Source organism: Halomonas gemina (assembly GCF_023554995.1).
In the GTDB taxonomy this organism is placed as follows: domain Bacteria; phylum Pseudomonadota; class Gammaproteobacteria; order Pseudomonadales; family Halomonadaceae; genus Halomonas; species Halomonas gemina.
The window spans coordinates 814,957-840,874 of the sequence record NZ_JAMJPK010000001.1; the positions used below are offsets into that span (position 1 = coordinate 814,957).

At 62.3% G+C, this 25,918-nt stretch carries 13 protein-coding genes; 4 read left to right on the forward strand and 9 right to left on the reverse strand.

Translation table 11 applies throughout. From position 1 onward, the window contains the following. Positions 1-205: 205 nt before the first annotated feature. The 8 genes from M8009_RS03975 to M8009_RS04015 all read right to left on the reverse strand — a co-directional run bounded on the left by M8009_RS03975 (position 206) and on the right by M8009_RS04015 (position 21,111). Complete coding sequence (locus M8009_RS03975; protein ID WP_250059454.1) at positions 206-643, reverse strand: low molecular weight protein-tyrosine-phosphatase; 438 nt, start codon at positions 641-643, stop codon at positions 206-208. A gap of 4 nt (positions 644-647) precedes the next feature. Next, complete coding sequence (locus M8009_RS03980; protein ID WP_250059455.1) at positions 648-1,760, reverse strand: polysaccharide export protein; 1,113 nt, start codon at positions 1,758-1,760, stop codon at positions 648-650. Positions 1,761-2,245: 485 nt separating this feature from the next. Then, positions 2,246-12,349, reverse strand: a complete 10,104-nt coding sequence (locus M8009_RS03985) for a malectin domain-containing carbohydrate-binding protein (protein WP_250059456.1) — start codon at positions 12,347-12,349, stop codon at positions 2,246-2,248. Between the two features lie 452 nt (positions 12,350-12,801). After that, the gene (locus M8009_RS03990) at positions 12,802-14,325 is read right to left on the reverse strand and encodes a TolC family protein (RefSeq protein WP_250059457.1); all 1,524 of its coding nucleotides are present in this window, start codon (positions 14,323-14,325) and stop codon (positions 12,802-12,804) included. A 20-nt stretch (positions 14,326-14,345) separates the two neighbouring features. Then, positions 14,346-15,692, reverse strand: coding sequence for an HlyD family type I secretion periplasmic adaptor subunit (locus M8009_RS03995; protein WP_250059458.1), 1,347 nt, complete (start codon positions 15,690-15,692; stop codon positions 14,346-14,348). Positions 15,693-15,707: 15 nt separating this feature from the next. Continuing rightward, the gene (locus M8009_RS04000) at positions 15,708-17,498 is read right to left on the reverse strand and encodes a type I secretion system permease/ATPase (protein ID WP_250059459.1); all 1,791 of its coding nucleotides are present in this window, start codon (positions 17,496-17,498) and stop codon (positions 15,708-15,710) included. A gap of 100 nt (positions 17,499-17,598) precedes the next feature. After that, positions 17,599-19,971 (reverse strand): polysaccharide biosynthesis tyrosine autokinase, encoded by a 2,373-nt coding sequence (locus M8009_RS04005; protein ID WP_430886884.1) that lies wholly within the window; start codon positions 19,969-19,971, stop codon positions 17,599-17,601. Positions 19,972-19,992: 21 nt separating this feature from the next. Next, complete coding sequence (locus M8009_RS04015) at positions 19,993-21,111, reverse strand: polysaccharide export protein (protein ID WP_488592964.1); 1,119 nt, start codon at positions 21,109-21,111, stop codon at positions 19,993-19,995. A 480-nt stretch (positions 21,112-21,591) separates the two neighbouring features. Here M8009_RS04015 and M8009_RS04020 point away from each other — a divergent pair, with 480 nt between their 5' ends. From M8009_RS04020 to M8009_RS04035, 4 genes are all read left to right on the forward strand, one after another. Continuing rightward, positions 21,592-21,903, forward strand: coding sequence for a hypothetical protein (locus M8009_RS04020; protein WP_250059461.1), 312 nt, complete (start codon positions 21,592-21,594; stop codon positions 21,901-21,903). 107 nt (positions 21,904-22,010) lie between these two features. Further along, positions 22,011-22,637, forward strand: a complete 627-nt coding sequence (locus M8009_RS04025; RefSeq protein WP_250059462.1) for a YjbF family lipoprotein — start codon at positions 22,011-22,013, stop codon at positions 22,635-22,637. A 97-nt stretch (positions 22,638-22,734) separates the two neighbouring features. Next, positions 22,735-23,511 (forward strand): capsule biosynthesis GfcC family protein, encoded by a 777-nt coding sequence (locus tag M8009_RS04030; protein ID WP_250059463.1) that lies wholly within the window; start codon positions 22,735-22,737, stop codon positions 23,509-23,511. Positions 23,512-23,579: 68 nt separating this feature from the next. Continuing rightward, the gene (locus M8009_RS04035; protein WP_250059464.1) at positions 23,580-25,679 is read left to right on the forward strand and encodes a YjbH domain-containing protein; all 2,100 of its coding nucleotides are present in this window, start codon (positions 23,580-23,582) and stop codon (positions 25,677-25,679) included. Positions 25,680-25,823: 144 nt separating this feature from the next. On the opposite strand, the gene M8009_RS04040 is transcribed toward M8009_RS04035, so the two are convergent. Beyond that, positions 25,824-25,918: transposase domain-containing protein (locus M8009_RS04040; protein ID WP_250059491.1), on the reverse strand; the 95-nt coding region annotated here is incomplete at its 5' end.

Below are 25,918 nucleotides of genomic sequence, written 5' to 3' on the forward strand. Positions count from 1 at the left end.
ATGATAAAGATTAGGTGAGGGAGATTGGGGCGACCCCTGGTGGTTGCGCAATTTATTGCCGGTTCGACGCTTCGACGATTGGCGCCGATAGGCGCCCTGGGCTTAGTGCCTAATGCCGGGGAGGCCTCCGGCCTCCTTTCGCGATCTGAAGTCGGAACGCCGAACCGTCGCTCTCAAAGGGGCTTCAAGGGCCCATGGCTCCGGCCTAAAGCCGCTTCGCCCAGGCGTCGGTGCTCTCTTTCAGGAGCTTGTGCACATGGGCGAAGACTTCGTCGCTCTTGCGGTAGGGGTCGGAGATGTCACGCCCCTTGCCGTTATCGAGCCAGCGGCCGAGGAGCAGGGTCTTGCCGAGGGCTTCCGGGGCAAGCTCGCCGACGGCGCGACGCTGGCCTTCGCTCATCACCAGTACCAGGTCGTGGGCCACCAGCATATCGGGCGTGAGCTGGCGGGCCTGGTGATCACTGACGTCCAGCCCTTCGGCTTCGGCCAGGGCCCGGGCCTGGGGGGCTACGCCCCGCCCCTCCAGGGCACCGAGCCCGGCGGAGGCGATCTCACGCTCCGGCAAGTGGCGGCGTAGCATGGCCTCGGCCACCGGGCTGCGGCAGATATTGCCGGTACAGACGATCAGGATGCGCTGGAACATGGGCTCAGATGTCGCTGACGTCGGTGGAGGTCTCCGCCACCGTGCCGGGCAGGCTGATCGAGGGCAGCAGCAGGCTGATCACGCGGTTCCAGCGCGCCACCGGGGCCGTGGTGACGTAGATCACGTCCTGGGGCTGCAGCTGGAAGTCGCTGCCCATGGTGAAGGCCGTGGCATTGCTGATGTCGAGCTGGAAGACCGTGGCCAGCTTGTCACTACCTTCGTCTTGCCCACGGATCACGAAGATGCCAGAGGGTTCGGCGCTCTCTTCATTCACCCCGCCGGCCCGGGCGATGGCATCGGTCAGCGATAGCCGCTCGTTGCCCAGCGGCAGGTTGCCGGGCCGCTTCACCTGCCCCATCACCGCCACGCTCTGGTTCTCGGCGCTGGGCACGTGAACCACGTCGCCGTCGCGCAGCAGGCGATTCTGGCGCTGGTCCCCCTGGCGCAGCAGGGCATAGAGCGAGAGCCGCTCTTCCTGGCCATCGCGGGTGAGGATCACCTCGTGCCAGTTGGCGTCTTCCTGGGCGCCACCGGCCTGGCTGAGGGCATCGACCAGCGTCATGGGTACGCGCGTGATCGGCAGCGTGCCGGGCTCGCCCACCGCACCGCTGACGTAGACCTTCTTGGAATTGAAGGCGGCCATGCGCACGTCGACCTGCGGCTCGGTGATGTAATCGGCCAGGCGCCGGGCCAGTTCGACGCGGATCTCCTCCAGGGTGCGTCCGGCCACGTCCACCCGGCCGATGAAGGGATAGAAGATAGTGCCGTCACTGCGCACCTCGTTGCCGGCTTCGGCGGCGCTACGCTCGCTGCCGGCCGGGATGGTCAGTTCGGGGTGGTCGTAGACGATGATGCTGAGTACATCCCCCGGCCCGACCCGGTATTCGTAGTTATCCAGCGCCTGACGCAGGTCGTCGGCCATGGGCCGAGCCTGGCTGACCTGATGGCGATAGGTGGCAACCAGCCCCGGGGTGATCGGCTGGATATCGACCAGGTCATCGATGGGCGCCGTCTCGGCGCTATAGTCGATATGGCCGCCGGGAGCCATGGAGCAGCCGGTCAGCAGCATGACGCCCAGCAGGGCAGTCAGCGGGGAAAGGTGGCGTGGTGGGCGCATAGGGCACGGCCTCTCATTGATAATTCAGGTTACGAAGCGTAATACAACGTGAGTATGGCACAGGTGCAGACACGCTACCGCCCCAGGGTGTCATGGCGCATCCCCGAGGCCTGATGAAAGACTGACGCAGCCGCTAGCTTCCCCGTCGCAGATGACGAGAAAATGTCGATGTCAAGCGGCGAATGGGGCTTGCGCGTTGATTTCCGTGTTGAATTTCCGGGATGCAACGGTGGGCCCTGTCGGGGTGGGATACTACAGAACATCATTGGAAGCGCCTAGACCAGCCGCCCTACTCGGCGCGGATTGTCGGCGATCTCTTACAACATCAGGCTGATGACAGCGTGGCGCAGGGTGTTACATGGCCTCACTAAAGCGACGCCGCCGACCACGAAAAAGCACCTGCTGCCACCGGCGAGGCGGGGCAGGCAGGTGCCTGAGGGGATGCTCTCTTCCTTCTATGGCGCTATGGCGTCATGGCCATTCTTTCACCCCATCGACTCGCTGGCGGTGATCAGCCCGGTGTTGAGGCCAACAAAGCCCACGTCTTCGCTGATGTGATTTACCTCGCTGTCTGCGGACTGCTCCTCTTCGATGAAGATAGTCGCGCCGTCGGCGTTGATCGCCGCAGCCCGCACCGAGGCAGGGTCCGTTCCATCGAATGTCTGCATGTCGGCGAAGAATGCCACCTCGTCGAAGCTTCCGTCGAACTGGATATCAAAGGATGAAGAGGTCACTTGATCACCAGTGCGTCCGGCCAGCAGGCCATCGAGTGTGGTGCCTCCCTCGGAGATGGCGATCCAGTCGACAGACTCCAGGCCATGTCCCGAGGTATCGGCCTCCTCGTTCTGCAACCTTAGAGTGAAGCTGTCGCCATCGACCGCATCGATGCGATGCGTGACCGCCGAGGCCTCATTGACACTGGTGGTCTGGGCCAGCACCACGGGCGCAGCACCGAAGTCCGTGCCCAGTGAGATCTCGGCGGCGGTGCTGCTTCCCTGCCCCTTGCCGGCGGCAATCGTCTGGCCGTTAGCCAGGGTGTGAACCCCGCTATTGATCGCCAGCCAGCCCAGACTCTCTTCGATATGCACCCCGTCGAGGGAGTCCCACTCGTCGATCTGGAACTCGAAGCCGGTATCGGTGACGTTGCGCAGGCGGACCGTGACCTGCTCACTACCGTTGTAGGTAACCGGCCCCATGACCACCGCAGGATCCTCCAGAGGCTCGCTAAAACTGACGCTGGTCCAGCTATCGGCATCCGTCTGTGTCAGCGTCACAACGCCGCTTTCCCCGATGACTCCAGGCTCGGATGCCGAGGCATCGTCCTCCTCGACGATACCGCTTGCCGAGTCGGCATTGGGGTTGATGTCGTACTGGTCGTCGTTGACGCCGATCAGGCCCACCTCGACCGTATCGGGGCCGTTATCGACATCGTCGTTGGGGACCTCGATGGCCAGCGTGCCGACGTTACCGTTGAATGCCACGGCCTGGGTCTGGGTGGTACCGCCATCCACCGAGTAGAGGATGTCCAGCGTGGTATCGACCGTGTTGTCGGCGGTCAGCGCAAAGGCCAGCGTGGTGGTGCCGCTGTCGCCACTCTCGGTCACCGTCGGGGCGTCATCGATGCCGATCAGCGTGGCGGGGTCGCTGCCTCCTCCCGTTCCATGGCTAAGATAGATCGGCTGGGTGACCGGGCCCAGGGCGACCCCTCCGGAAGCCAGGTTGGGGTCCTCGATCACTGCGGCCATGAAACCCAGCGGTAGGGTATCGTCACCCTCGAAGCTCTCAGTTCCGTTGAGGAAGCTGTCGTAGGTGAACTGACCGGATACGTCGGCCGTACCGTTGCCATCCAGTTGCACGTCGACAAACTGGAATTCCGCGGCGTTGTTTGCGGCAAAGGACTCGCCGGAGAGGCGCCAATCGACGATTTCCGCGAGACTGCCGTTGGTATTGGCCACCGGCTGATGCCCCTTGGTCATGACCACCCGGACCCAGGCTCCGGGTTCCCCGGAAACCTGAACGGTGGGCACCTCGTTAGCGTAATTGCCGACGCCCCCCGGGTTGACGCCGTTCACGGTCAGGCTGGCCACGAGGTTCTGGCTCGCCTCGCTCACCAGCGCCTGGGAACCGGCCTGGCTGCCATCACCCATCAACTGGGCGCTGGCGATACTGCCATCGGTGAACTGCACATAGACGCGCGAGCCGGTCAACTCCGCCCCGGAGACGCCACCGACATCCCAGTCAGGCTCGGAATCGGTGTCGACGCCGAGTGTGCCGTTCTTCTCCATGCCGGCAATCGAGTTGGGATCCATGTCACCGCTGAAACCGACTGTCTCGCCCTGCGTGAAGCCACCATCTGCCGTAGCGGAGAACTTGACCAAGGCACCGCGATAGCCACCGTTGGTGTTCGGGTCAGTTGGGTTGGGGTCGGCCCCGGGGAGGAAGTAGTGTTCATACTCTGACGGCGAGATTGCCCCCGTGCCCCCGTCGGTATTGATGTCCCACGCTTTGAAGGCGGTATCTCCCCCCTTGCCATCCGGATCGAACACGCTGTCGCCATAGAGGGCCGAACGGACGTCGAAGAACACGGCCGCTATCTTCTTGTCGCCAGTATTGGTGACCTGGAAGGCGTCATTGCCGAAATTGGAGCTCTGGACGTTTTCATTACCCGGCATGATCGTCACCAAGGCGGACCCAATCATCGACGCATCGTAGGTTTCCGACTCTTCTAGATCAGCCCCCGCAAAGACCTGCTCCGCGGTCAGCGGGGCCGGGCCATCATCCTCACTGACGCTACCGCTGGCCGTGTCGGCAGCGGGATCGCTGTCATACTGGACGTCGTTGATGCCGACCAGGGTCACCTCGACCGTATCGGGGCCGTTGTCGATGTCATCATTGACGACATTCACTTGCAGCGTGCCGACATTACCGCTGAATGCCACGACCTGGGTCTGGGTGGTGGCGCCGCCGTCCACCGAATAGACGATATCCAGCGTGGCATCGACCGTGTCCTCGGCGGTCAGCGCAAAGGCCAGCGTGGTGGTGCCGCTGTCACCACTCTCGGTCACCGTCGGGGCGTCATCGATGCCGATCAGGGTGGGCGTCGATACGCCCTCGCTACCGGTGATCACCCCGGCATTAAGCCCCACATAGCCGACATCTTCGTGAGTATGGGTCAGCTCGCTGTCCGCCGACTGCTCCTCCTCCACAAAGATCGTCGCCCCCTCGGCACCGATGGCCCTGGCACGTACCGTGGCCGAGTCCGGACCATCGAAGGTCTGCATGTCGGCGAAGAAGGCCAGCTCCGCGAAACTGCCGCCGAAGTCGATCGCGAAGTCCTGGTGGGTGACCTGATCACCGGTGCGCCCGGCCAGCAGGCCGCCCGCCGTGCCACCGCCTTCGCTGACGGCGATCCAGTCCACGGCTTCGCTGACCGGGGCTGACGAGGCCCCCTCCTCGTGCTGCAGGCGCAGGTTGAAGCCGCTGGTGGTGACGCCATCGATTCGATCGGTGACCGCCGCGCTGCCGTTGGTGCTGGTGGCCTGCGCCAGGACGACCGGGGCCTCGGCGAAAGCCGTGCCATACGTGAACGCCGTCGCCGTGCCATCGGCCGCTCCCTTTCCGGCGGCAATCGTCTGCCCACTGGGCAACGTGTGGGTGCCGCTATTGATCGCCAGCCAGCTGATCGTTTCCTGGCCATGGACGCCGTCCAGGTAGTCCCACTCGTCGATCTGGAACTCGAAACCGCTGTCCGTCACATTGCGGACACGCACCGTCGCCGGCTCGCCGTCGTTGGTGGTGAGCGGCCCCATCACCACCGCGGGGTTCACCAGCGCCTCGCTGAACGTCACGCTGGTCCAGTCGCCGCTGCTCGCCTGGGTGAGGCTGGTCACCCCACTCTCCCCGATCACGTCGCTGGCCGGGGCATCGTCCTCCGCCACGGTGCCGCTGGCGGTGGTGGCCGCCGGATCGATGGCGTACTGGTCGTCGTTGACGCCGACCAGGCTCACCTCGACCGTATCGGGGCCGTTATCGACATCGTCGTTGGGGACCTCGATGGCCAGCGTGCCGACATTACCGCTGAACGTCACGGCCTGGGTCTGGGTGGCGCCGCCGTCCACCGAGTAGAGGATGTCCAGCGTGGCATCGACCGTGTCCTCGGCGGTCAGCGCAAAGGCCAGCGTGGTGGTGCCGCTGTCACCACTCTCGGTCACCGTCGGGGCGTCATCGATGCCGATCAGGGTGGGCGTCGATACGCCCTCGCTACCGGTGATCACCCCGGCATTAAGCCCCACATAGCCGACATCTTCGTGAGTATGGGTCAGCTCGCTGTCCGCCGACTGCTCCTCCTCCACAAAGATCGTCGCCCCCTCGGCACCGATGGCCCTGGCACGTACCGTGGCCGAGTCCGGACCATCGAAGGTCTGCATGTCGGCGAAGAAGGCCAGCTCCGCGAAACTGCCGCCGAAGTCGATCGCGAAGTCCTGGTGGGTGACCTGATCACCGGTGCGCCCGGCCAGCAGGCCGCCCGCCGTGCCACCGCCTGCGCTGACGGCGATCCAGTCCACGGCTTCGCTGGCGGGGGCTGACGAGGCCCCCTCCTCGTGCTGCAGGCGCAGGTTGAAGCCGCTGGCGGTGACGCCATCGATTCGATCGGTGACCGACGCGCTGCCGTTGGTGCTGGTGGCCTGCGCCAGGACGACCGGGGCCTCGGCGAAAGCCGTGCCATACGTGAACGCCGTCGCCGTGCCATCGGCCGCTCCCTTTCCGGCGGCAATCGTCTGCCCATTGGGCAACGTGTGGGTGCCGCTATTGATCGCCAGCCAGCTGATCGTTTCCTGGCCATGGACGCCGTCCAGGTAGTCCCACTCGTCGATCTGGAACTCGAAACCGCTGTCCGTCACATTGCGGACACGCACCGTCGCCGGCTCGCCGTCGTTGGTGGTGAGCGGCCCCATCACCACCGCGGGGTTCACCAGCGCCTCGCTGAACGTCACGCTGGTCCAGTCGCCGCTGCTCGCCTGGGTGAGGCTGGTCACCCCACTCTCCCCGATCACGTCGCTGGCCGGCGCATCGTCCTCCGCCACGGTGCCGCTGGCGGTGGTGGCCGCCGGATCGATGGCGTACTGGTCGTCGTTGACGCCGACCAGGCTCACCTCGACCGTATCGGGGCCGTTATCGACATCGTCGTTGGGGACCTCGATGGCCAGCATGCCGACGTTACCGCTGAATGCCACGGCCTGGGTCTGGGTGGTACCGCCATCCACCGAGTAGAGGATGTCCAGCGTGGTATCCACCGTGTTCTCGGCGGTCAGCGCAAAGGCCAGCGTGGTGGTACCGCTGTCGCCACTCTCGGTCACCGTCGGGGCGTCATCGATGCCGATCAGGGTGGCATCCTCCGAAGCACCGTCGGGCGACGTTACTCGAAGGTCTGCCCAGCGTGCCTCGAAGGAGTCCAACACCCCAAAATCGTTGGAGGTGACCCCCACTGCGGTGTTTGCCGCTGCGTCTAACAGGTTATCGAGCACCGGCGTCGGCAGAGTCTCCGCCTGGGCTGTGACGAAGCCTGGAGTTGCGGTCGCCCGCAGACCGCCGAGCACGGCACCCGAGTCAGCGTATAGGGTGACGATGGGCGTCACCGTACCCGCCGCCTTGTCGATGACCATCGACATCTCGACCTCGGCGATATCCTGCAAGCCGAGGCTGGTATCGTTGAGCATGTCGCCGAGCGCATAGGGGGTGTCGATACCGCCACTGGCATCGGGGTTAGACCAGATCTGGACGATGTTTCCGCTGTTTCCCGAAAGCACCAGCTTGACCAGCTCATTCTCGCCCTGGCTGCCCAGTCCGAACACAATCCCCTGTTGCGCATAGTTGGGAATGGTGTCAGGCGACAAGCCCTGATCCGTAAGCGCCGCCGGGAAGCCGTTGGTGAAGCGCGAGCTGATGGTCAACTCATTCAGGGACTCGTCGCTGAGATCCACGAACTTGACAAAGTCGTTGGCGCTGTTGCCATTGATGATGTCGCCGTCGGAGGTGTTGACGACCAGGTCGCCTCCCTCAATAGTGGTGACTACCGACCCGTCGTTCACGCCGCCCAATACGTCATCGAAGCCACCTTCATCCAGCGGCTCCCCCGCGGTCTCGAAGTCCAGCTCGAAGAGGGTAGCGATACCGCCCTCGTCACCGATGGTGAAGTCCGTCTCGAAGGCCGCGACGCCATTGCCGGATGTGTCCAGGTAGCTACCCTCGGCCACACCCACCGAATAGGTACCGCTCTCCCAGGCGTTGGTGTCGGAGGGAGGGGTGAGCTGGTACTGGACCGTGGCGGTCTTGCCGCCATTGCTGACCACGATAGACGACAGTGACACCGTTGCCGGCTCGATGCCGGTGATGATCAGCTCATCGCCTTCGACGGTGCCGATATCGACCTCGACATTGTCGTTAATGACCACCGTGGCAAGGATCGGACTATCGTTGTCCAGAGGGTCCTCGACGGTAATCGACTGGACTACCGGCGACTCGCTGTCAGGAACCCCGGAATCAGCACCGATCTGATTGATTTCGATAGCGTTGATCTTGGGATTTTGGTCGCCGTGATTGAAGGCCAGGTTGAGGGTGTCGTCATTCGCGGTGAAGGTGTAGGTACGTGACAATCCGAACCCCAGCAGCTCCGCATTGGTGGCGTCAGGGCCGAGGATATCCTTCGCCTCCTGAAGGGGGTTGATGTCGTTGAACACACCCGGCACCGCGCCTTCAACCTCGACATCGAAGATGCGATCGCCAGTGTAATTGAAAATGCCGCTCCAGTTCTCGGTGTAATAGAGCGTGACCGAGTAGGTCTCACCGGCGATAACCGGAAAGGCGTATTCGATCTTGGGTTCGGCGGCGCTTCCGTCATAGCGTTCCTGAGCAAAAACCTGCCACGGCACCACGTCGGCATCGAACTGGGTCAAATCTATCTCGGTTTCTTCATCTGTCAAGGAATCGCTATAGGTTTGCGTGGTATTGCCTTGCAGATACGCGAAGTCTGAATTGGTATCCCCTTCCCAATCCAGATCGCCGTCCAGGGCCGCTACGGTACCGCCACCGGCATTTACCCGATAGACGACCGTCTCAAGGCTGTAGGTGACCTGAGTTCCGAACGGAGTCTGCTCGAACTCGAATACGGAGGGGCCTTCATTGGGATCGAAGTCTTCGAACTGGGGCCCCGTGAAGCTGACCGACGACGTTTCGCCAGTATTTGAGTCGGTGAACGTCAGGATCAAGGCGCCCCCGCTGGAGCTATAACTGACGTCGTTGGCCGACAGGAAACTCTCGAGGATCAGCAGGTGATCGTCCTGGAGGAAATCGGTGATCACGCTGCCATCGATGGTCTCGAAGGTGCCGCGGATACTGTCGGCGCCGCCGCCACCGGTAAAGGTGTTGTTACCCGAACCGGCGATGAAGATGTTGTCGCCACCATGACCGGTGACGTGGAAGTCGGCACTGGATCCGCTACCATCGAAGTTCTCTACGCTCTGGTCCAGCGGTGCCAGGTTGGTATCGGTGCCGGTATAGAGGATCGTATCGATGCCGTCGGTGCCCTCGGCACCCACTTCTTCCCCGGTGGTCGCCTCGATCTCGTTGCCGATCGCCTCGACATTGAGATTAAAGAAGTCGACCCCCGACAGGCCATCCTCGCTGGCGGCATCCTCGGGCGTGGTCTCGGCGAGAAAGCCCACCGCCGCCCCGGAGGGCACCGTGATACCTCCATCGGTGATGGTGTGGTTGCCGGTGAGGATATCCTGCAGCACCCCGGGGGGCAGGCTGAAGCCTCCCAGATCCAGTTCGGTAGCCTGGCTCTGGGTGTCGAGTTGGTAGCTGGCCTTCACCGCGAAGCCGTTCTCGATATCGACCTCGAGATTCAGATCGAGGAGAGAAACATCGGTGGTGTTCAGATCCGGCACGCCGACAGTTGCCAGGGTGGTGTAGTTTGCGTCGTCGAGTTCGTAACCGACCTCGAAGCCCGGCATGAGCGAACCGTTGACCATGACGGCGCCGAACATGAAGCGCAGAAAGTTGGCCTGGGTGCCATCACCCAGCATGATACCGGTCAACTGCCCCTGCTTGATGCCTCCGGTGACCGAGGGGACCCAGTTCTTGATCTTGGAAGACATCACCAGGCGCTCGACGTCCTGCGCCGGCTTGATGCCCACGTGCATGGCATCGCGTGCGGTATTACCGGTGCCGACTACGCTGCCACCGACCACCTTCTTGATCTGGAAGATGGGCGCATTGCCGCCGGGGATGATGTTGCCCCCAAGGTCGTAGAGGCCGTCTTCCTGTTGATCTTCGCTGAAGCCTTCCTCTGCGGTCTTGGCATCGCGATTGGGCGTCATGCCATCCAGGGCCGCCCCCATCAGGCCGGTATCGAGGATGGTGCCCGGGTAGGGGCTACCCGTGGGCTGGAAGTCGAGAAAGACCCGCTCGCCGGCGGCGAGGTCGAAGCCGTTGTCTTCGCTGAATTCGAAGGGGTCATGGATATGGTCGATGCCATCCATGTCCTGATCGGTGGGATCAGAGGCCTCGCTGCCGGCCAGCGGCACCGCCCCGTTGTTGGGCTGCAGGATCTCGATGAAGGGCCCGTTCTGCTTGAACACCGTGGTCCAGATGGAGCCCTGGAAGGCCGTTTCACCACCATGGGGCCCCAGGTCGTCACCGATGGAGGTCAGGCCCAACGGGGCGCCGTTGACATCGATGATGGTGCGATCGTCAGCGAGGGTCTGTCCGCTACCGCCCACGCTGGTTTGCATGACCCCGTTCTCGTCGCGCCCCATGGCCACCAGACTGCCCTGGTTGAGGACGGCGGCCAGGATCGCTCCCGACATCTTCACGCCGCTGTCCGGGTCGTCGAGAATCGTCGAGGTGTATTCGGTCAGGCCATTGATCGAGCCCTTGCCGGAATCGAGCGCACCGTCGGTATAGCCGCCCTCGCGGTAGTCGCCTTCGATGGGGTTGAGCGTAGCGACGACCTCGTGAAAGTCGATCGGCATGCCGCTGTCGCCAAGGACCGTTTCGCCATTGATCTCGGTGGGCTGCTCGTCATAGTTGCTGGTCAGGTATGCATTTCCGGCATCGGTAATGTAGTAGTGCTCTCCCGGGGTGACGCCGATCAAGCGGCTGGTGAGGTCGCCCGTATCTACCGTGTCGTAGTCGATCTCTACCTGTTCCATCCAGTCGAAGACGTCATCGAAATCACTGGTTCCGGTATCTGGATCGACAACATTCGACAGCAACAGGTAGGCGTCTTCGACCCCATCCTTGGGGGTGAAGAGCATGCCCGACTGCCCGCCACTGGCGCGCGTGGGGTTGGGGTGGCCGCCGTAGACCAGGGTGAGGGTCTCGCCACTGTCCGGATCTTGCCACTGGTAGGTTTGTGCCCCGCCCTGGCCGGCCGAGAGCTCACGCCCGGAGAGGTCATCGGAGCGGGTGATCTCGTGGAACTGGTCGTAGTTCTTGGGGCTCCAGTTCTCGAGGTTGATGGGATCCCCAGTATTGATATCGCCATTGTTGAGGTTGGTGGCGATATAGTTGGCAAGTTGCGCGAAATCCTGGTTGCCCCCATCATCGCCTGCCTCACCGATGGGTCGACCGCCCCAGCTGTCGTTGGCGCCGTTATCGTAGGTCCAGACCCGGCCGTCTTCGGTCACTTCGACGTCGTAGGAGTTGCGGTAGCCCGCGGAGTAGATCTGCACCGGACCATCGGGATCGATCTTGCCGGCATTGAGGCTATCGTTGCCGCCGAAGGGGTCATTCTCGTCGGGATTACCCGGTCGAGTGGGATCATCCAGGGTGGGAACATCGTAGATGTACTGTCGCCCCGACGAGGTATCGGTGAGCACTGGCATGCCGTTGAGCTGGTCGAGGTCGACCTCCAGGATCGCCGCGCTATAGGCGGTCTCCTGCTGACCGGCGAAGTTGTTCGACGGCGCGCCGCTATTGGCATTCCCACCACTAGCGACGATCATGCGTTCGCTGACCAGATTACCGTTCTCGTCGACCTCCTGTACCACCTCGAGGCCATTGAGGGCGTGGTTCTCCTCGGAGCGTGCCAGGCCGCGCACCAGATCGATGGCCTCCCAACCGGTTTCGGTCTGATCGATACGTGTGATCACGCCGGAATTGGTGTCCAGCCCGCTGTCGGCACCATCACCGCCAGCACCCATGCGGCTGTCGCTGGAGGTAACATAGACCGATACCGCCGGCTTGCCGTCGATGATTACGGGGGTACCATCAGCGGCGTACTGCTGAACGACCGAAATGCCGGTGACCTGCCGGTTGTTGCCCGTGTTGGGTGAGCCGTCATCGTTGAAGTTGGGAATATCCTTGACCTGGCTGAGCGTCTCGGCCTCGGTGACATAGAAGGAGTTGATGTTCTCGCCGTCGTTCGGATCGACATCACCGAAGGCGACCGTCAACACCTTGACGCTACCCGTGACTTCCGTGACGTACAGCCGCCCGTCAGGCCCCCAATCCAGGGAGGTGGGCTGTGACAAGGTCACCTTGCCGTTCAAATCAAGACTGCTCTTGGAAAAATTATCGGTAACCATTGTTACTGCGCCCCCACGCCATGAATCCAATACCCACGATGTGCCGAATCGTTAAATCGACACCCAGTTTCCCATTACCCTTTAATCTTCTCTGTGAGCTTTCCGGTGAGATGTGTCTTCAAGACCCTTGACCAGAATGCTGCACTCTATGCGGCCACATCAGAGCTTAATCTGACCATGCCAGAACTTATTCAGCCACAAATACCGCTACGAAAAGCACTTGCGAATCCACGACATTGCATTCCGTTGATTGCCTCCCGTGTCCTTTAATCTAGCCCAATACAATAGCTTGTTACCAACAGAAATACTTGGTTACCATAATGAAATATAGTCCAATGCTTAAATGGCAAGAAGACTACTGTGTGGCTCTTAGAGGCTTGACGTTAATATCCACAAAAAAGCCGTCTTTACTGATAGTTAAAGAACTAGATTCTTCATTACTCACGACGGCTTCAGGGTGAGGCATATACGTCCTTGATATCGGAAAGCGATGGAGTCCCCGCCGTCCTTCGGACGTCATCCGCCTTGCTGGTCGTGATGCGTTGTAACAAGGACATGGCGTCGAACAGGTCGGCGGTATCCAGATCGCCCACCGCCGCCTCGAGGTTGAGCCTGTCGGCGATATGCTGGCAAATGACCTCGACGAACCTGATCCGCAGGTCATACAGCTCGGCACGCGCATCGATGACATCGACCAGGTCGCGCAGCCCCAGGTCCTCGCCGAGGATGGCCGCTTGCAGGAAGAGGCCACTGGACTCGATGGAACGCGACAAGGCATCGAGGCGACGGAACCCCCCTTCCAGGTTTCTCAGGCGCCTCTGGATCTCGACCGTGGCGAGGCGCGACTCGTTGAACACGGCTTCGCGCCCCGCGAGGTTGGTCAGCTCTCCCTGGCGGATATTCGCCGTGGTGTAGCCTCCGCGATACAGATCGGCACTGAGTTCGACACTCGCGGTCAGGTCCCGGCTGCGGCGCAACTCGTCCGAGCTGCGTCGGTCGCCGTAGCTGAGGTTGAGATTGAGCTGGGGATAGCGACTGGCCCGGCGCACCTCGGTGTCGCGGCGAGCCACCTCGTACTGCTGCCGGGCAAGCAGCACCTGGACGTTGTCGTCGGCTCTTTCCAGCCACCTCTGGCGCTGGGCGTGGTGCTGTCGGTCCAGCTCGACCGACTCCAGATCGCCCAGCGCCATGCCGGAAAAGTCCGCCAGCCGGCCCGTCAAGCGCTGAAGGTCACTCAGGGCGTTATCCAGCTCGTTCTCGGCCTCGACCTGATCCGCTACCGTCTGATCGAGGCGGGCCTGGGCTTCCATGACGTTGATCCGGTCGCCCAGCCCGAGCTCGTAGGCACGCTGGGACTGGCGCCGCTGCAAGGCCAGGGATTCCTCCTTGGCTTCCAGCAGCCCCTTCTTGCTCGACGCCAGATAGGCATCGAGGTAGGCGGAGACCACCTCCAGCGCCAGGTCCCGCTCCGTTACCGCGACCTCCAACAGGGCGGCATCGACTTCTTCTCGCGCGCGGTCTATCCCTTTCCAGCGTTCCAGGTTGAACAGCGGCTGAGACAGCTCCACCTGCCAGTAGGTGTCATCGGTGACCCCGGAGACGCGATCGTCGTAGACCTCATCGGGGTAACGCTCGGGATTGTCGGTATAGATATTGTCGGCCTGCTGATAGGAGTACCCGATATTGGCACTTACCTGGGGTTTCAATCCGGCGGTGGCCTTGGGAATCTCCTGGCGGGTTGCCTGCATCCGGTAGCGCTGACGGGCCAGCTGACTATCGTTCTTCAGCGCCAGCGAGAGGAGATGCGGCAGTGACGGCAGGTCGCCGGGGCGACCCGGCGGCACCTCCTCGGATAGCGCGGAGCGCCTCCATGTGGACTCCCCGATATCGCTTGCCATGGCCTGAACGGCCGCCCCGCTGTACATCATCCACAGCGTCAGCACCAACAATGTCTTCTTCTTCGAAACGCGTCTCATTGTGAAAGATGCCCTGATCATCAATCCTCCCTGATGGCGCGCGCCAAGATGTCATTGATCGGCTTGGCTATGTAGCTGGCGAAGGTGCGCTGGCCGGTACGAATCATCACCTCGGCGGGCATGCCGGCCAGCAGTTGCATGTTCTCGTTCATGTCTTCCTGCCCCCGGTCGGTGACACGCACTCTGGCCTTGTAGTAATGGGTTCGGGTGGCTTCGTCCTCGAAGCTATCCGCCGATACATGCACGACCTCGCCATCGATGACGTTGGATAAGCGCTGATTGAAGGCGCTGAAGCGAATCTCGGCTGGCTGGCCGACGAAGATATTGTCGATATCGCGATCCGGCACGCGGGCTTCGACCACGAAACCGTCTCCGGCTGGCACCAGATCCAGCAGTGGGTCTCCGGGTTTTGCGACCGCACCGATGGTATGCACCTGCAGCCCCACCACGGTGCCGTCTACCGGTGCGGTAACATGGGTTCGCCGGGACTGGTCCTGAAGGGCGATGATGCGCTCTTCGGCATCCACGACTTGCGCCTGTACCTCGCGCAGCCGCTCGCCCACCTCCTGCTGAAATTCCTGGATCCGAATTTCCTTCTCGAGCCGGTTTTCGCTGATCCTGGATCTCAGGCTGGCGGCTTCGGAACGGTTCTGGGCGATCTCGCTTTCGAACTGCAGGATCTGACGCTCCAGCTCTCGCATGCGCTGGTTGTTGCCCAGCCCCTCCTTGAACAGCGAGCGATAATCCGCGGCTTCGCCACCCAGGGAGCGAATATGGCGGCGAGCGATCTGCGTGCGCTCCTCGAGCCCTTCGATCTGCTCTTGCATCTGCACGACCTGCTCGTCGTGCGAGGAGAGTGCGCTCTGCAGCGATTCTTTGCGTGACTCAAACAGCCGGCGCTGGACGCGAATCACTTCTTCCACACGCGACGAACCGGTGTCGGTGAGGTCATCGGGAAATGCCAGCGACTCTTGTCCGGACTGCTCTGCCAGCAGGCGAATCTCGCTGGCACGGGCGATCGCATGCTCGGAACGGGCCATCTGCAGTTCGGCACGCACCTTCGTGTCATCGATGACCAGCAGCGTCTCGCCGGCGGAGACCCGTTGGCCATCCTCCACCAGGATCTGCTGGACGATGCCGCCTTCGAGGTGCTGCAGGGTCTTCTTGAAGGACTCCACCGATACCGAACCGGGCGCCACCACGGCCACGGCCAGGTTGGCTGATAGCGCCCAGCCGCCGAACCCACCGAAGGCGACCAGCAGGATCGCCATGCCCAGGCGACGACTGCCCTTGTCGGCGACCGGCAGCCTTTCGGGTGTTGCCGCCTCGGGGCCTTGACTCTCGATTGCACTTGTCTTGTCAGGCATCAGCTCTCTCCGCCTCTACTTCTCGCCGCCGTCCTGTGGGGCGGGGCTGTTCGTGGCAGCAGGCTTGACGTGCGCCAAGCCGCCCCCGGCACTTCTGATCGTGCCGCCCCGGGCAGTCTGGCCGGGTGCCGGCTTGACCAGCTGGGGCAATACTTCCTCGATGGGGCCGAACTTGCTCATCTGCCCCTCCTTGAGCATCAGGATCTTGTCGACGCCTTGCAGGATCGCCGGCCGATGGCTGATGACGAACAGGGTCGTTCCCTCTTTCTTGAGCCGCTGCAGACTCTTTGCCAAGGCCTGTTCGCCCGCCGCATCGAGGTTGGCATTGGGCTCGTCGAGGACCACCAGCACCGGCTGCCCGTATAGGGCCCGCGCGAGGCCGATACGCTGACGCTGGCCCCCCGAGAGCGACCCGTTGCCGGTGATATGGGTGTCGTAGCCTTCGGGCATGCGCAGGATCATTTCGTGGACGCCGGCTTTCCTGGCGGCCTCTACCACAGCGTGGGGATCGAGTTCACCGAAGCGGGCGATGTTCTCGCTGATACTCCCGTCGAAGAGCTCGATGTCCTGCGGCAGATAGCCGATATGGGGCCCCAGCTCGTTGCGGTTCCAGCGACTCACATCTGCGCCATCGAGGCGCACCTTGCCGGTGAAGGTCGGCCAGACACCCAGCAGTACCCGGGCGAGGGTCGATTTCCCCGAGGCACTGGGGCCGACGATGCCGATGTGCTCTCCCTTGGCGACCGCGAAGTGGATGCCGAGCAGGGTCTGGATACGCTCCCCGGGAGGCATGGCCGAGACGTTCTCGACCGAGATGCCGCCTTGCGGTGCCGGCAGTTCCATGCTCTCTTCGTCGGCCGGCACCTTGTTGAGCAGCTCATCGAGCCGATGATAGGCGCCCCGCGCGCTGACGAAGCCCTTCCAGCCGCCGATCATCTGATCGATCGGCGCCAGGGCGCGCCCCATCAAGATCGAACCGGCGATCATCATGCCCGGCGTCAGATCACCAAGCAGCACGAGGTAGGCGCCCAGCCCCAGGATCAGCGACTGGAACATCAGCCTCAGCATCTTGGAGAGGTTCGTCAGCACCCCGGCACGGTCACTGGCCTGCGACTGGTGCACCAGGTATTCGTGATGCTTGGCCGCCCAGCGCCCCATGATGTTGGGGAGCATGCCCATGGCGTGCAGCACCTCGGCGTTGCGCAGATTGCTGTTGGCCAGGTCCTGTGACTTGATGTGCTCGCTGTTGGCCACGGCGAGCAGCTGGCGGGTCAGCATCTCGTTGGCGACGGCCAGTCCCAGCAGAACGATGCCGGCCCCGGTCGCGAAGAACCCCAACCATGGATGGAAGAGGAATAGCACCCCCAGGTAGATCGGAACCCAGGGCGCATCGAAGAAGGCGAACAGGCCGTTGCCGGTCAAGAATTGGCGAATGTTGGTTAGATCGCTGAGAGGTTGTGCCGAGGGCGGACCGGCCATGGTCAGCGTCTTCTTGAACATGGCGCCGTAGAGGCGCTGGTTGATCAAGACATCCAGCCGATTGCCGACCCTGACCAGGATCCGCGATCGCACCAGTTCCAGCCCCCCCATCACCAGGAACAGGAACACCACGACCATGGTCAGCATCAGCAGCGTTTCCTTGCTTCCCGTGGTGACGACCCTGTCATATACCTGCAGCATATAAAGGGGCGGCACCAACATGAGAAGATTGATGAACAGGCTAAAAAACCCGACCATCAGGAAGGATCCCTTGCAGACCGCGAGAATGCGCGACAGGTCTGTCTCGTTGTTCGGCTTCTTGGCCATGGACTTCACCTTGATGATTAGAAGAAACGGCAAGAACCGGACGCTTTACCGCTGAACTTTACTTTTTTATCTCGTTTCTGATCATTCGCAGCAAGACCAATTAACTATAGGAATACTGGTAGTATCCATAGCCATAACTAGCTGCCGCCTTGCGCTCCATGGCGTTGAGGATCGCGCCTTTCACCGTCACCCCAGCACTCTCCAATCGACGCGTGGCGATCTGCATCTCGCGCAGCGGGTTGACCTGGAAGCGTGCCACCAAGAGCGTGGTGCCGCACTGGGCGCCGACCACGGCGGCGTCGGTGACGGCGAGCACCGGCGGGGTGTCGATGATCACCAGGTCGTAGCGCTGCCCCGCTTCCTCGAGGAAGCGGCTGAAGCCGGCGGTCATCAGCAGCTCCGAAGGGTTGGGCGGTGCGGTGCCGCGGGTCACGTAGTCCAGCCCGTCAATGCCGCTGGCACGGATCACCTCATCCAGCGGTAGCTGGCCGCCGAGCAGTTCTGAAAGCCCGTCGTTGCTGCTCACCTTGAAGGCGTGGTGGAGATGTCCCTTACGCATGTCGGCGTCGACCACCAACACCTTCTGCCCGGCCAGGGCACACACTCCCGCCAGGTTGATGGCGATGAAGCTCTTGCCAATGCCGGGGCTGGGGCCGGTGATCATCAGCCGGTTGTCACTGGCCTCGAGCATGGCGAAGTGCAGGCTGGTGCGCAGCCCACGCAGTGCCTCCACCGAGGTGTCGGCGGGGGCGCGATCGGCGAGCACGCCACTGACAACCTCGCTGGCGTGGCGGTCGCGGCGGTGCTTGATGCGCTTGACGAGTTTCTTCTGTTCGTCGGAGAGCGGTACCGTGGCGTAGACCGGCAGGCCGGCGTCCTCGAGCTGTTCAGGGGCCTCGACACCGCGGTTGAACAGGCTACGTACCAGCACGATGCCCACCGCCAGCATGCCACCGAGCAGGGTGGCAACCACCACGGCCAGCGGCTTTCTGGGGGTGATAGGCATGCCAGCGACCAGGGCCTCGTCGATGATGCGCACGTTGCCGACGGTGCCGGCACGGGCTACCTCCATCTCCTGCATCTTGTTGAGCACGTTGACGTAGATGGCCTGGGTGACCTCGACATCGCGAGTGCGACGTATCACTTCCTGCTGGGCGGCAGGCAGCGCATCGACGCGTTCGTTCAGCTCGGCGCGGCGCTCCTCGAGTTGCCGCTTCTGGCGCAGCAGCGACTGGTAGGTCGGGTGGCTCGGGGTATAGCGCTGGGCGAGCTCGGCTTCCTGGAATTCCAGCTCGTTGATCTGGCTCTCGAGCTCGATGAACTGCTGGATGGTGGCCTGGGCCTCGGCGCTGAGGTCGACGCTGTCCTGTTCGACGCGGTATTCGTTGAGGTTGTCTTCGGCGGCAGCCAGCTGGTCACGCAACTGGGGGGCTTGCTCCTCGAGGAAGGCCAGGCTCTGCTCGGCCTCGGCGGACTGGCGCTGGACGTTCTGGGTCAGGAAGGTCTCGGCGACGGCGTCCAGCGAGCGACGGATCTCCTCTCGGTCGGGGCCGGTGAGAGTGAGGCGCAGCATGCCGGTACCGGCGTTGCGCCCCCCTCCCACCTCGGCCACGCTCAGGCGACCGGCCAGGCGTTTGATGGCGGCAGGCCGGGTATGCTTCGTCAGGATGAATTCAGCGCCTTCAGCGGCTTGCAGCTCGGCCAGGCGCAGTTCGATGTCACCGTTGGCGAAACGGGCAAGTTCCCCCACTCGACCTTGGCCAAGCTCGCGGGGGGGCTCATCCTGGGGGATGTGGGTGAGCGTATAGGTACCGCCCTGCCCTGCAGTGACCATCAGGGGCTGGCCGCGGAGGGAATCGTCTACCTCGAAAACGCCCAGGCGCAAGAATTCTCCCCCCCACACCAATGACCGCCCCTGCAGAAAACCTGGAAACGAGAGTTCCGCCTTCAAGATGTCGGGGACGGCAATGCTGCCTTTAAGCGCTTCCGGCAATGCTGTGCTTTGCTGGACGAACTCAGGCAGTTCGATGCTTCGGGGCAGCCATTCGGCAAGGTCCAGACGGCCGGTGAGGAACTCGGGACGTTGAATCTGATGACGCGCTATGAAACTGCCGACCAGTGGAGGACGTTTAGGCTGTACCACGGTATCCAGCTCGACTCGGTCAACGACCTGACCCAGCACCATGCGAGATTGCAGGATCTGGACCTCGGCAGCGGTTGGGCTGCCAGTGGTTTCCCCCGTGCCCATGACATTGGCCAGATCTCCCAATGGGCTGACCGAGGAGCGGCGTTCGACTTGCACCAGGGCATCACCCTGATAGATCGGCGTAGCAAGGGTAGCGTAGATGCCCCCCGCCGCAGTGAACAGCAGGGTGCTGCAAATAATCAGCCACTTATGATCGAGCAAAAGACCGATAAGACGACCGATATCGAGTTCGTCACGAGTAGATTGAGTGATTGTTTTCGTATTCATGTCTCATCTTCTTCCACTGGATCACAGATTGCTGACGTCGGTGGCGCTTTCCGCCACATTGCCGGGAAGCACCAGCGAAGGCAGCAACAGACTGATCACACGATTCCACCGCGCCAACGGCGCGGTGGTCACGTAGACAACGTCCTGTGGCTGCAGCTGGAAATCGCTGCCCATGGTGAAGGCGGTCGCGTTGCTGATATCGAGCTGATAAACGGTGGCTAGTTTTTCGCTGCCTGCGTCGTGCCCGCGGATCACGAAGATGCCCGACGGCTCGGCGGTTGCTTCGTTCACCCCGCCTGCCCGCGCGATGGCGTCGGTCAGCGATAACCGCTCGTTACCCAACATCATGTTGCCGGGACGGCCCACCTGCCCCATCACCGCCACACTCTGGTTCTCGGCACTGGGTACGTGCACCACGTCACCGTCACGAAGCAACCGATTCTGGCGATGATCCCCCTGGCGCAGCAGCGCATAGAGGGATAGCCGTTCTTCCTGGCCATTGCGGGTAAGGATCACCTCGTGCCAGTTGGCATTTTCCTGGGCGCCGCCGACCTGACTGAGGGCGTCGACCAGGGTCATCGGTACACTGGTAATCGGCAACGTTCCGGGGTTCTCCACTGCACCGCTGATATAGACCTTCTTGGAGTTGAAAGCAGCCATGCGCACGTCGATTTGGGGCTCGGTGATATAGGCAGACAACCGGCGAGCCAAGTCGTCGCGGATCTGCCCGAGACTGCGACCGGCGACCTGGACGCGACCGATGTAGGGATAGAAGATAGTTCCGTCGCGGCGCACCTCATGGCCGGCTTCTGCCGCACTCCGCTCGCCGCCTGCCGGGATGGTCAGTTCCGGGTGGTCGTAGACGATGATGCTCAGCACATCTCCCGGCCCTACCAGGTATTCGTAGTTCTCCAGCCTCTCACGCAACTCTGGGCTCATGGGACGAGCCTGACTGACGGTCTCACGGTAGGTAGCGACCAATGCAGGGGTGATCGGCTGAATATCGACCAGGCCGTCGAGTGGAACAGCTTCGGTCTCGGCGCTGTAGTCAATATGGCCGCCAGGAGCCATGGAGCAGCCGGTGAGCAGGACGGCGCCCAACAGGGTCGCCAAGGGAGAGAGGTGGCGTGATGGGCGCATGCGCGATGGCCTCTGGCTGGAAAATGTAAAGAAATACAGGGTTACGAAGTGTAACTCAAGGTAATTATGGCACAGGGCCTCGCTCTTCGCGTCTGGCTATAACTTGAAACATTGCTGAAATATATAATACTTTTTTATGTCAACTTCGTGTTGGCCACTCATGATGACCACAAGCATGCTAGAGTGACGTTATCCATTGATTGTCATGAGAGGCTTCTGCTTCCTAGGGCATTGGCGCTCTATCGGATAAGCACCAGATAAGGCGGAATAGTGGCTGGAGGGAGACTTTTTTGAACCTCTCATCAATCTCTTACACGAATGTCGTCCTGGCGGCATTAGGGTCTCGAGAAGATATGTCGCGCTCAGCGGGTGCGCCCTGCGGGTTGTTCAGGCTCTATGCGGAAGAGACACAAAGCGTTACGCTTACTCGTCAGGTCATGAGCCGTACGTGACCACCACCCCCAAATGAGGAGGGATCCCATGATGATCAAGAAGCACGTTGCCCTGCTGGCCATTGCCGGCATGCTGACCAGCCCCATGGCCATGGCACAAGGTGCGGACGGTACTGGAGCCGCAGCGAGTTCAGGAGCTGCTGGCGGTGGCGCTGCTGCAGCAGATTCAGGCGGACCTGGGGGTTTCGCAGGCCTCGCCCAGGCAACGGGACTATCTCAGGCCCAGCTGGTTGCTGGTGGTGCTTTCATCGGTATCGGCATTGCGGTCTCAATGGTGTCGGGAGGTGGCGCTGGCGGTACAGGCACCACCGGTACGACTGGCACCACTGGAACCAACTGATTTCGGGGTAATTAATGCCGACGCCACGCCTTTCACGCCCCTTGCTGCCACGCTCATCATGCCGGGGAGTAGCTAACCATGTTGGCAAAGGATTGAACCTGGCAGTGATGGTTCTGTTTCTTTCGGGTTGTGCCAGTGGCGGCGTCACGCCGCTCGGCGACGCTCTAACCGGCTGGGCGACCAGTGACAGTAGCGTTGCCGAGCGTGCTGCATCGCTGGAGTATGCCTCGCTGTCCCTGGACACGGGCGATAGAAAGGGCTTGGTCGCGTTGGGGGCCGTGGCGGGCCCGGCCACTTACTGGCCAACCGGCAATAATGGCATGCTGGTGCTCTATCACGATGGCCTGCAGGCGACCGCCGGGTTGCAGCAGGATCTCCTCGAAACTCGGTACCGCTCCCTCGATGGCGCGGCCGGGGGAGCGTCCGATTTCGTGCCCTGGCAACAGGACACCCCTGGCAACTTCCGGATGGAGCGCCATTGGCAAGGAAGCGATGGATTGCCTAACCGACTGGCGGCTCGGGGCTCACTGACCTGTGGCGAAAGCCAACCCCGCCAGTTACCCCTTGGCGAACGGCAGCTACAACGCTGCGACATGCAGCTGGTCTGGGAAGATGGCCAGCGCACGCGTTCGACCCTGTGGCGCGACGCCGAAACCCTGAGACTCTGGGCCGCGGACACCACTCCATGGCCCGGCGGGCCGAGAATTCGCTGGGAAGTGGCTCGCGGCTGGTAGTGATAAGGGCGGCAGGCTGATTGCCATCAAGACTGACCATGAAGCGGCATAACGATAAAGGGAAGATAATGCTATTCAGGAGAGGGGGACCATGGGAATGGCCGGCCTGAAGCACTTGACTGTGGGCCTGGTGCTGGGACTGTCGATATCCCAAGCAAATGCCCAGACTGCCTCTTCGTCAACCCTGGCCGATGCCTGGTTGCAGTGGCAGCAGGCGAATCCGGCCCCGGTGGCATGGCAGTACGCCTTCGCGTTGCGACATGACACCGCTGCCGACTTGAGGAATCGACGCCGCCAGCTGATCGCAGAGCTTCGGACCCTGACGGTGAGTTCCCGGGTGGCCGGGCGGTCCGACCGTGTAGCAGCACTGACCGTCTGGCGCGAACGGCTGGCCTCCTGGGATGACGACCAGACGCGCACGCCCGGACGAATGGACCTGCCCTGGCTGGGGGCCAACCTGCGTCACAATCCGCCGCTCTCGCGTATCGTTCATCTTGGGGTCTGTGACACGCCGGGGTGGGTCGAGGTATGGAGCCTTGACGGTGTGACTCGCCTGGACTGGGTGCCCGACCTGACGATGGATGATGTGCTTGACGCTCTATCGCAGGAGGCAGCACAAGACGCTGATCATGCCGCCATCGTCAGCCCCAACGGTGACATCACACGCCGCGGCGTGGCGGCCTGGAATCACGAGACAAGCCCGCTGGTTCCGGGCAGCCGTGTGATGCTGGAGTTGCCGACTCGACAGGGCTTGCGCGCCGCCCTGCCCTTCCCGGGCACGACCCATGAGGCCGATCTGATCAATACCCGCTTGCCGGCGCTGCTTGCCACGCGCCTGCCCGGGGATGACTGCACCATGACAAGGACTCCCTGATGCAATGTCGCTCCCGCTTCCCCGACTCGTGTAAGGCACGCCGGCACGACGCCGCGCCACGACGCCACATGTCATCAATTGCGCCACTGACACTGGCCGTGGCCATGGCGTCCGCCTGGTCTATCCAGGCACATGCCCAGGGCCTGGCCGGTGAACTGGGTGCCGGGCAGAGTGATTTCGGTGGCGTAGGCCTGATGCAGACCCCCACTGCACGCATGGCGCCAGTCGGCACCATGTCGATCAGTGCCAGCCGCACCTCGCCCTACCGGCGCTATAACGTCTTCTTCCAGCCACTTAGCTGGTTGGAAGGAGGATTTCGCTACGTTGAGATTGAAAACCGAGAGTATGCAGCAGCTAGAGAGGAGCGAAACAATCTCGACAAAGGCTTCGACATGAAGCTTCGGCTGCTGGAGGAGACGCGTTACTGGCCTCAGTTGGCCTTGGGCTTTCGAGACGTGGGGGGAACGACCCTGTTCGGAGCGGAATACCTGGTGGCCAGCAAGCGCTGGTACGACCTGGATTTCAGCCTGGGCCTTGGCTGGGGATATCTAGGCAATGCCGAGGACGTTAGCTCGCCATTAGGCTGGGTGTCGGAACGCTTCGATGATCGCCCTCGTCGGGCAGGTGGCGACCAGGGGGGCGAATTCGCCATCGACGCACTATTCCGCGGGCCCATGGCACTGTTTGGTGGCGTCGAATACCAGACTCCCTGGGACCCGCTGGTGCTCCAACTGGAATATGAGGGCAATGACTACCGCAACGAGCCCCAGGAGAACGACCAGGCGCAGGATTCTCGATTCAATCTGGGGGCACGCCTGGGCGTGACCGACAATCTGGAGCTGCGAGCGGGTTGGCAGCGCGGTAACACCGCCATGGCGGGTGTGACCTACAACATCGACCTGGCGGGCCTGAGCCAGGTCAAGCGGGATCCTGCCCCCGCTGACATCGCCGCTCCGCGACGCGAGAGCTGGTCGGCAGTTGCCGGCGAGCTCGAAAAAAATGCCGGCATGCGCGTGGCAGCGATTCAGCGTGATGGAGACAGTGTGCGAGTAGTGGCGGAACCCGGCACATTCCGGTCACTCGCTCAGAGTGAAGGACGCGCCGGTCGCGTGCTGCACGCCCAGGCCGATGAGGATGTAGAACGCTTCCGTTATCGCTGGGAGAACCGTGGAATGGCACTGCGTGAAAGTGTCCATGAGCGTGAGGCGTTCGTGGCGGCGGCAGGCTCCGCTGAGCACGAGCTACAGCATAAGCACGGGATCTACGTGCATGCACGCCTCGACGATACCCACGACGATAACGCTCAACCTCTCTACTCCGGCTCGCCCCGCCGCTTCGACTGGCGCATTGAGCCGCGACTGGACCAGAACTTCGGTGGGCCGGACGGCTATCTGTACCGGCTGGTGGCAGCAGCCGACGCCGAGTATCATACCGACCGAAATGGATGGTTCTCAGGCAGCCTGGCCGCCACCCTGGCCGATAACCTGGACAAGTACGAGTATCGCGGACCATCGGAGCTGCCGCGGGTAAGAACCTTTATCGGCGACTATCTCAGCGAATCGACCCTGGGGATCGAGAACCTGCAGTACACGCGCACCGCTCAACCGAGCGACGACTGGTATGCCATGGGCTACGGCGGCCTGCTGGAGATGATGTTTGCGGGAGTCGGGGGCGAGCTACTTTACCGCCCGTTCGACAGCCCATGGGCCGTGGGGGGGGATATCAACTGGGTGCGTCAGCGCGATTTCGAGCAGGGCTTCGAATTACGTGACTACGACACCTGGACAGGTCATCTCACAGCCTACGTGAATACCGGCTTGGAAGATGTTCTTGCCCAGGTCAGCGTGGGTCGTTACCTGGCCGGCGACTACGGCGCCACCCTGGATCTGTCTCGTAAATTCGATTCCGGTGCCCGGGTGGGTGCCTGGGCGACCTGGACAGACGCCGACGATGACTTCGGCGAGGGTGGTTTCGACAAGGGGCTCTATGTATCGCTGCCTTTCGACGCCTTCTTCACGCGCTCCAGCCGCGCTAGCGGCACTATAGCTTGGCGACCACTTACCCGTGATGGGGGTGCCATGCTTCATCGCCGCCACTCTCTCTATAAGCTGACCGAAGAGCGGGACCTGGGTCGGTACTGGGACGAGTACGGCACTACCTGGCAATAAGCCCAGACCCAATATTTGACAGTATCTTCATGACCGGGCCCCCAAAAGGTGGCCCGGCTTTCATTAGTGGATGACCATACCTCAGCTACCCTACCTCATCCTGACACGATCAGTAAGCGTTCGGGCATCACCGCCGGCGCATGGTCAGGCGGTTTTTTGCCAGTTCTGCGGAAGGAGCTCGTGGAGCTGGCTGGCTTTCTGGGTCGGCAACCGTTCCAGCACGTCCTTCAGGTAGGCGT

What these genes read in the sequence shown, in the direction of transcription:
- M8009_RS03990 (WP_250059457.1), bottom strand. Translation starts at nt 14,325, where the DNA reads ATGAGACGCGTTTCGAAGAAGAAGACATTGTTGGTGCTGACGCTGTGG.
- M8009_RS03985 (WP_250059456.1), bottom strand. Translation starts at nt 12,349, where the DNA reads ATGGTTACCGATAATTTTTCCAAGAGCAGTCTTGATTTGAACGGCAAG.
- M8009_RS04035 (WP_250059464.1), top strand. Translation starts at nt 23,580, where the DNA reads ATGTCATCAATTGCGCCACTGACACTGGCCGTGGCCATGGCGTCCGCC.
- M8009_RS04025 (WP_250059462.1), top strand. Translation starts at nt 22,011, where the DNA reads ATGGTTCTGTTTCTTTCGGGTTGTGCCAGTGGCGGCGTCACGCCGCTC.
- M8009_RS04000 (WP_250059459.1), bottom strand. Translation starts at nt 17,498, where the DNA reads ATGGCCAAGAAGCCGAACAACGAGACAGACCTGTCGCGCATTCTCGCG.
- M8009_RS04020 (WP_250059461.1), top strand. Translation starts at nt 21,592, where the DNA reads ATGATGATCAAGAAGCACGTTGCCCTGCTGGCCATTGCCGGCATGCTG.
- M8009_RS03975 (WP_250059454.1), bottom strand. Translation starts at nt 643, where the DNA reads ATGTTCCAGCGCATCCTGATCGTCTGTACCGGCAATATCTGCCGCAGC.
- M8009_RS04030 (WP_250059463.1), top strand. Translation starts at nt 22,735, where the DNA reads ATGGCCGGCCTGAAGCACTTGACTGTGGGCCTGGTGCTGGGACTGTCG.
- M8009_RS03995 (WP_250059458.1), bottom strand. Translation starts at nt 15,692, where the DNA reads ATGCCTGACAAGACAAGTGCAATCGAGAGTCAAGGCCCCGAGGCGGCA.
- M8009_RS04015 (WP_488592964.1), bottom strand. Translation starts at nt 21,111, where the DNA reads ATGCGCCCATCACGCCACCTCTCTCCCTTGGCGACCCTGTTGGGCGCC.
- M8009_RS04005 (WP_430886884.1), bottom strand. Translation starts at nt 19,971, where the DNA reads ATGAATACGAAAACAATCACTCAATCTACTCGTGACGAACTCGATATC.
- M8009_RS03980 (WP_250059455.1), bottom strand. Translation starts at nt 1,760, where the DNA reads ATGCGCCCACCACGCCACCTTTCCCCGCTGACTGCCCTGCTGGGCGTC.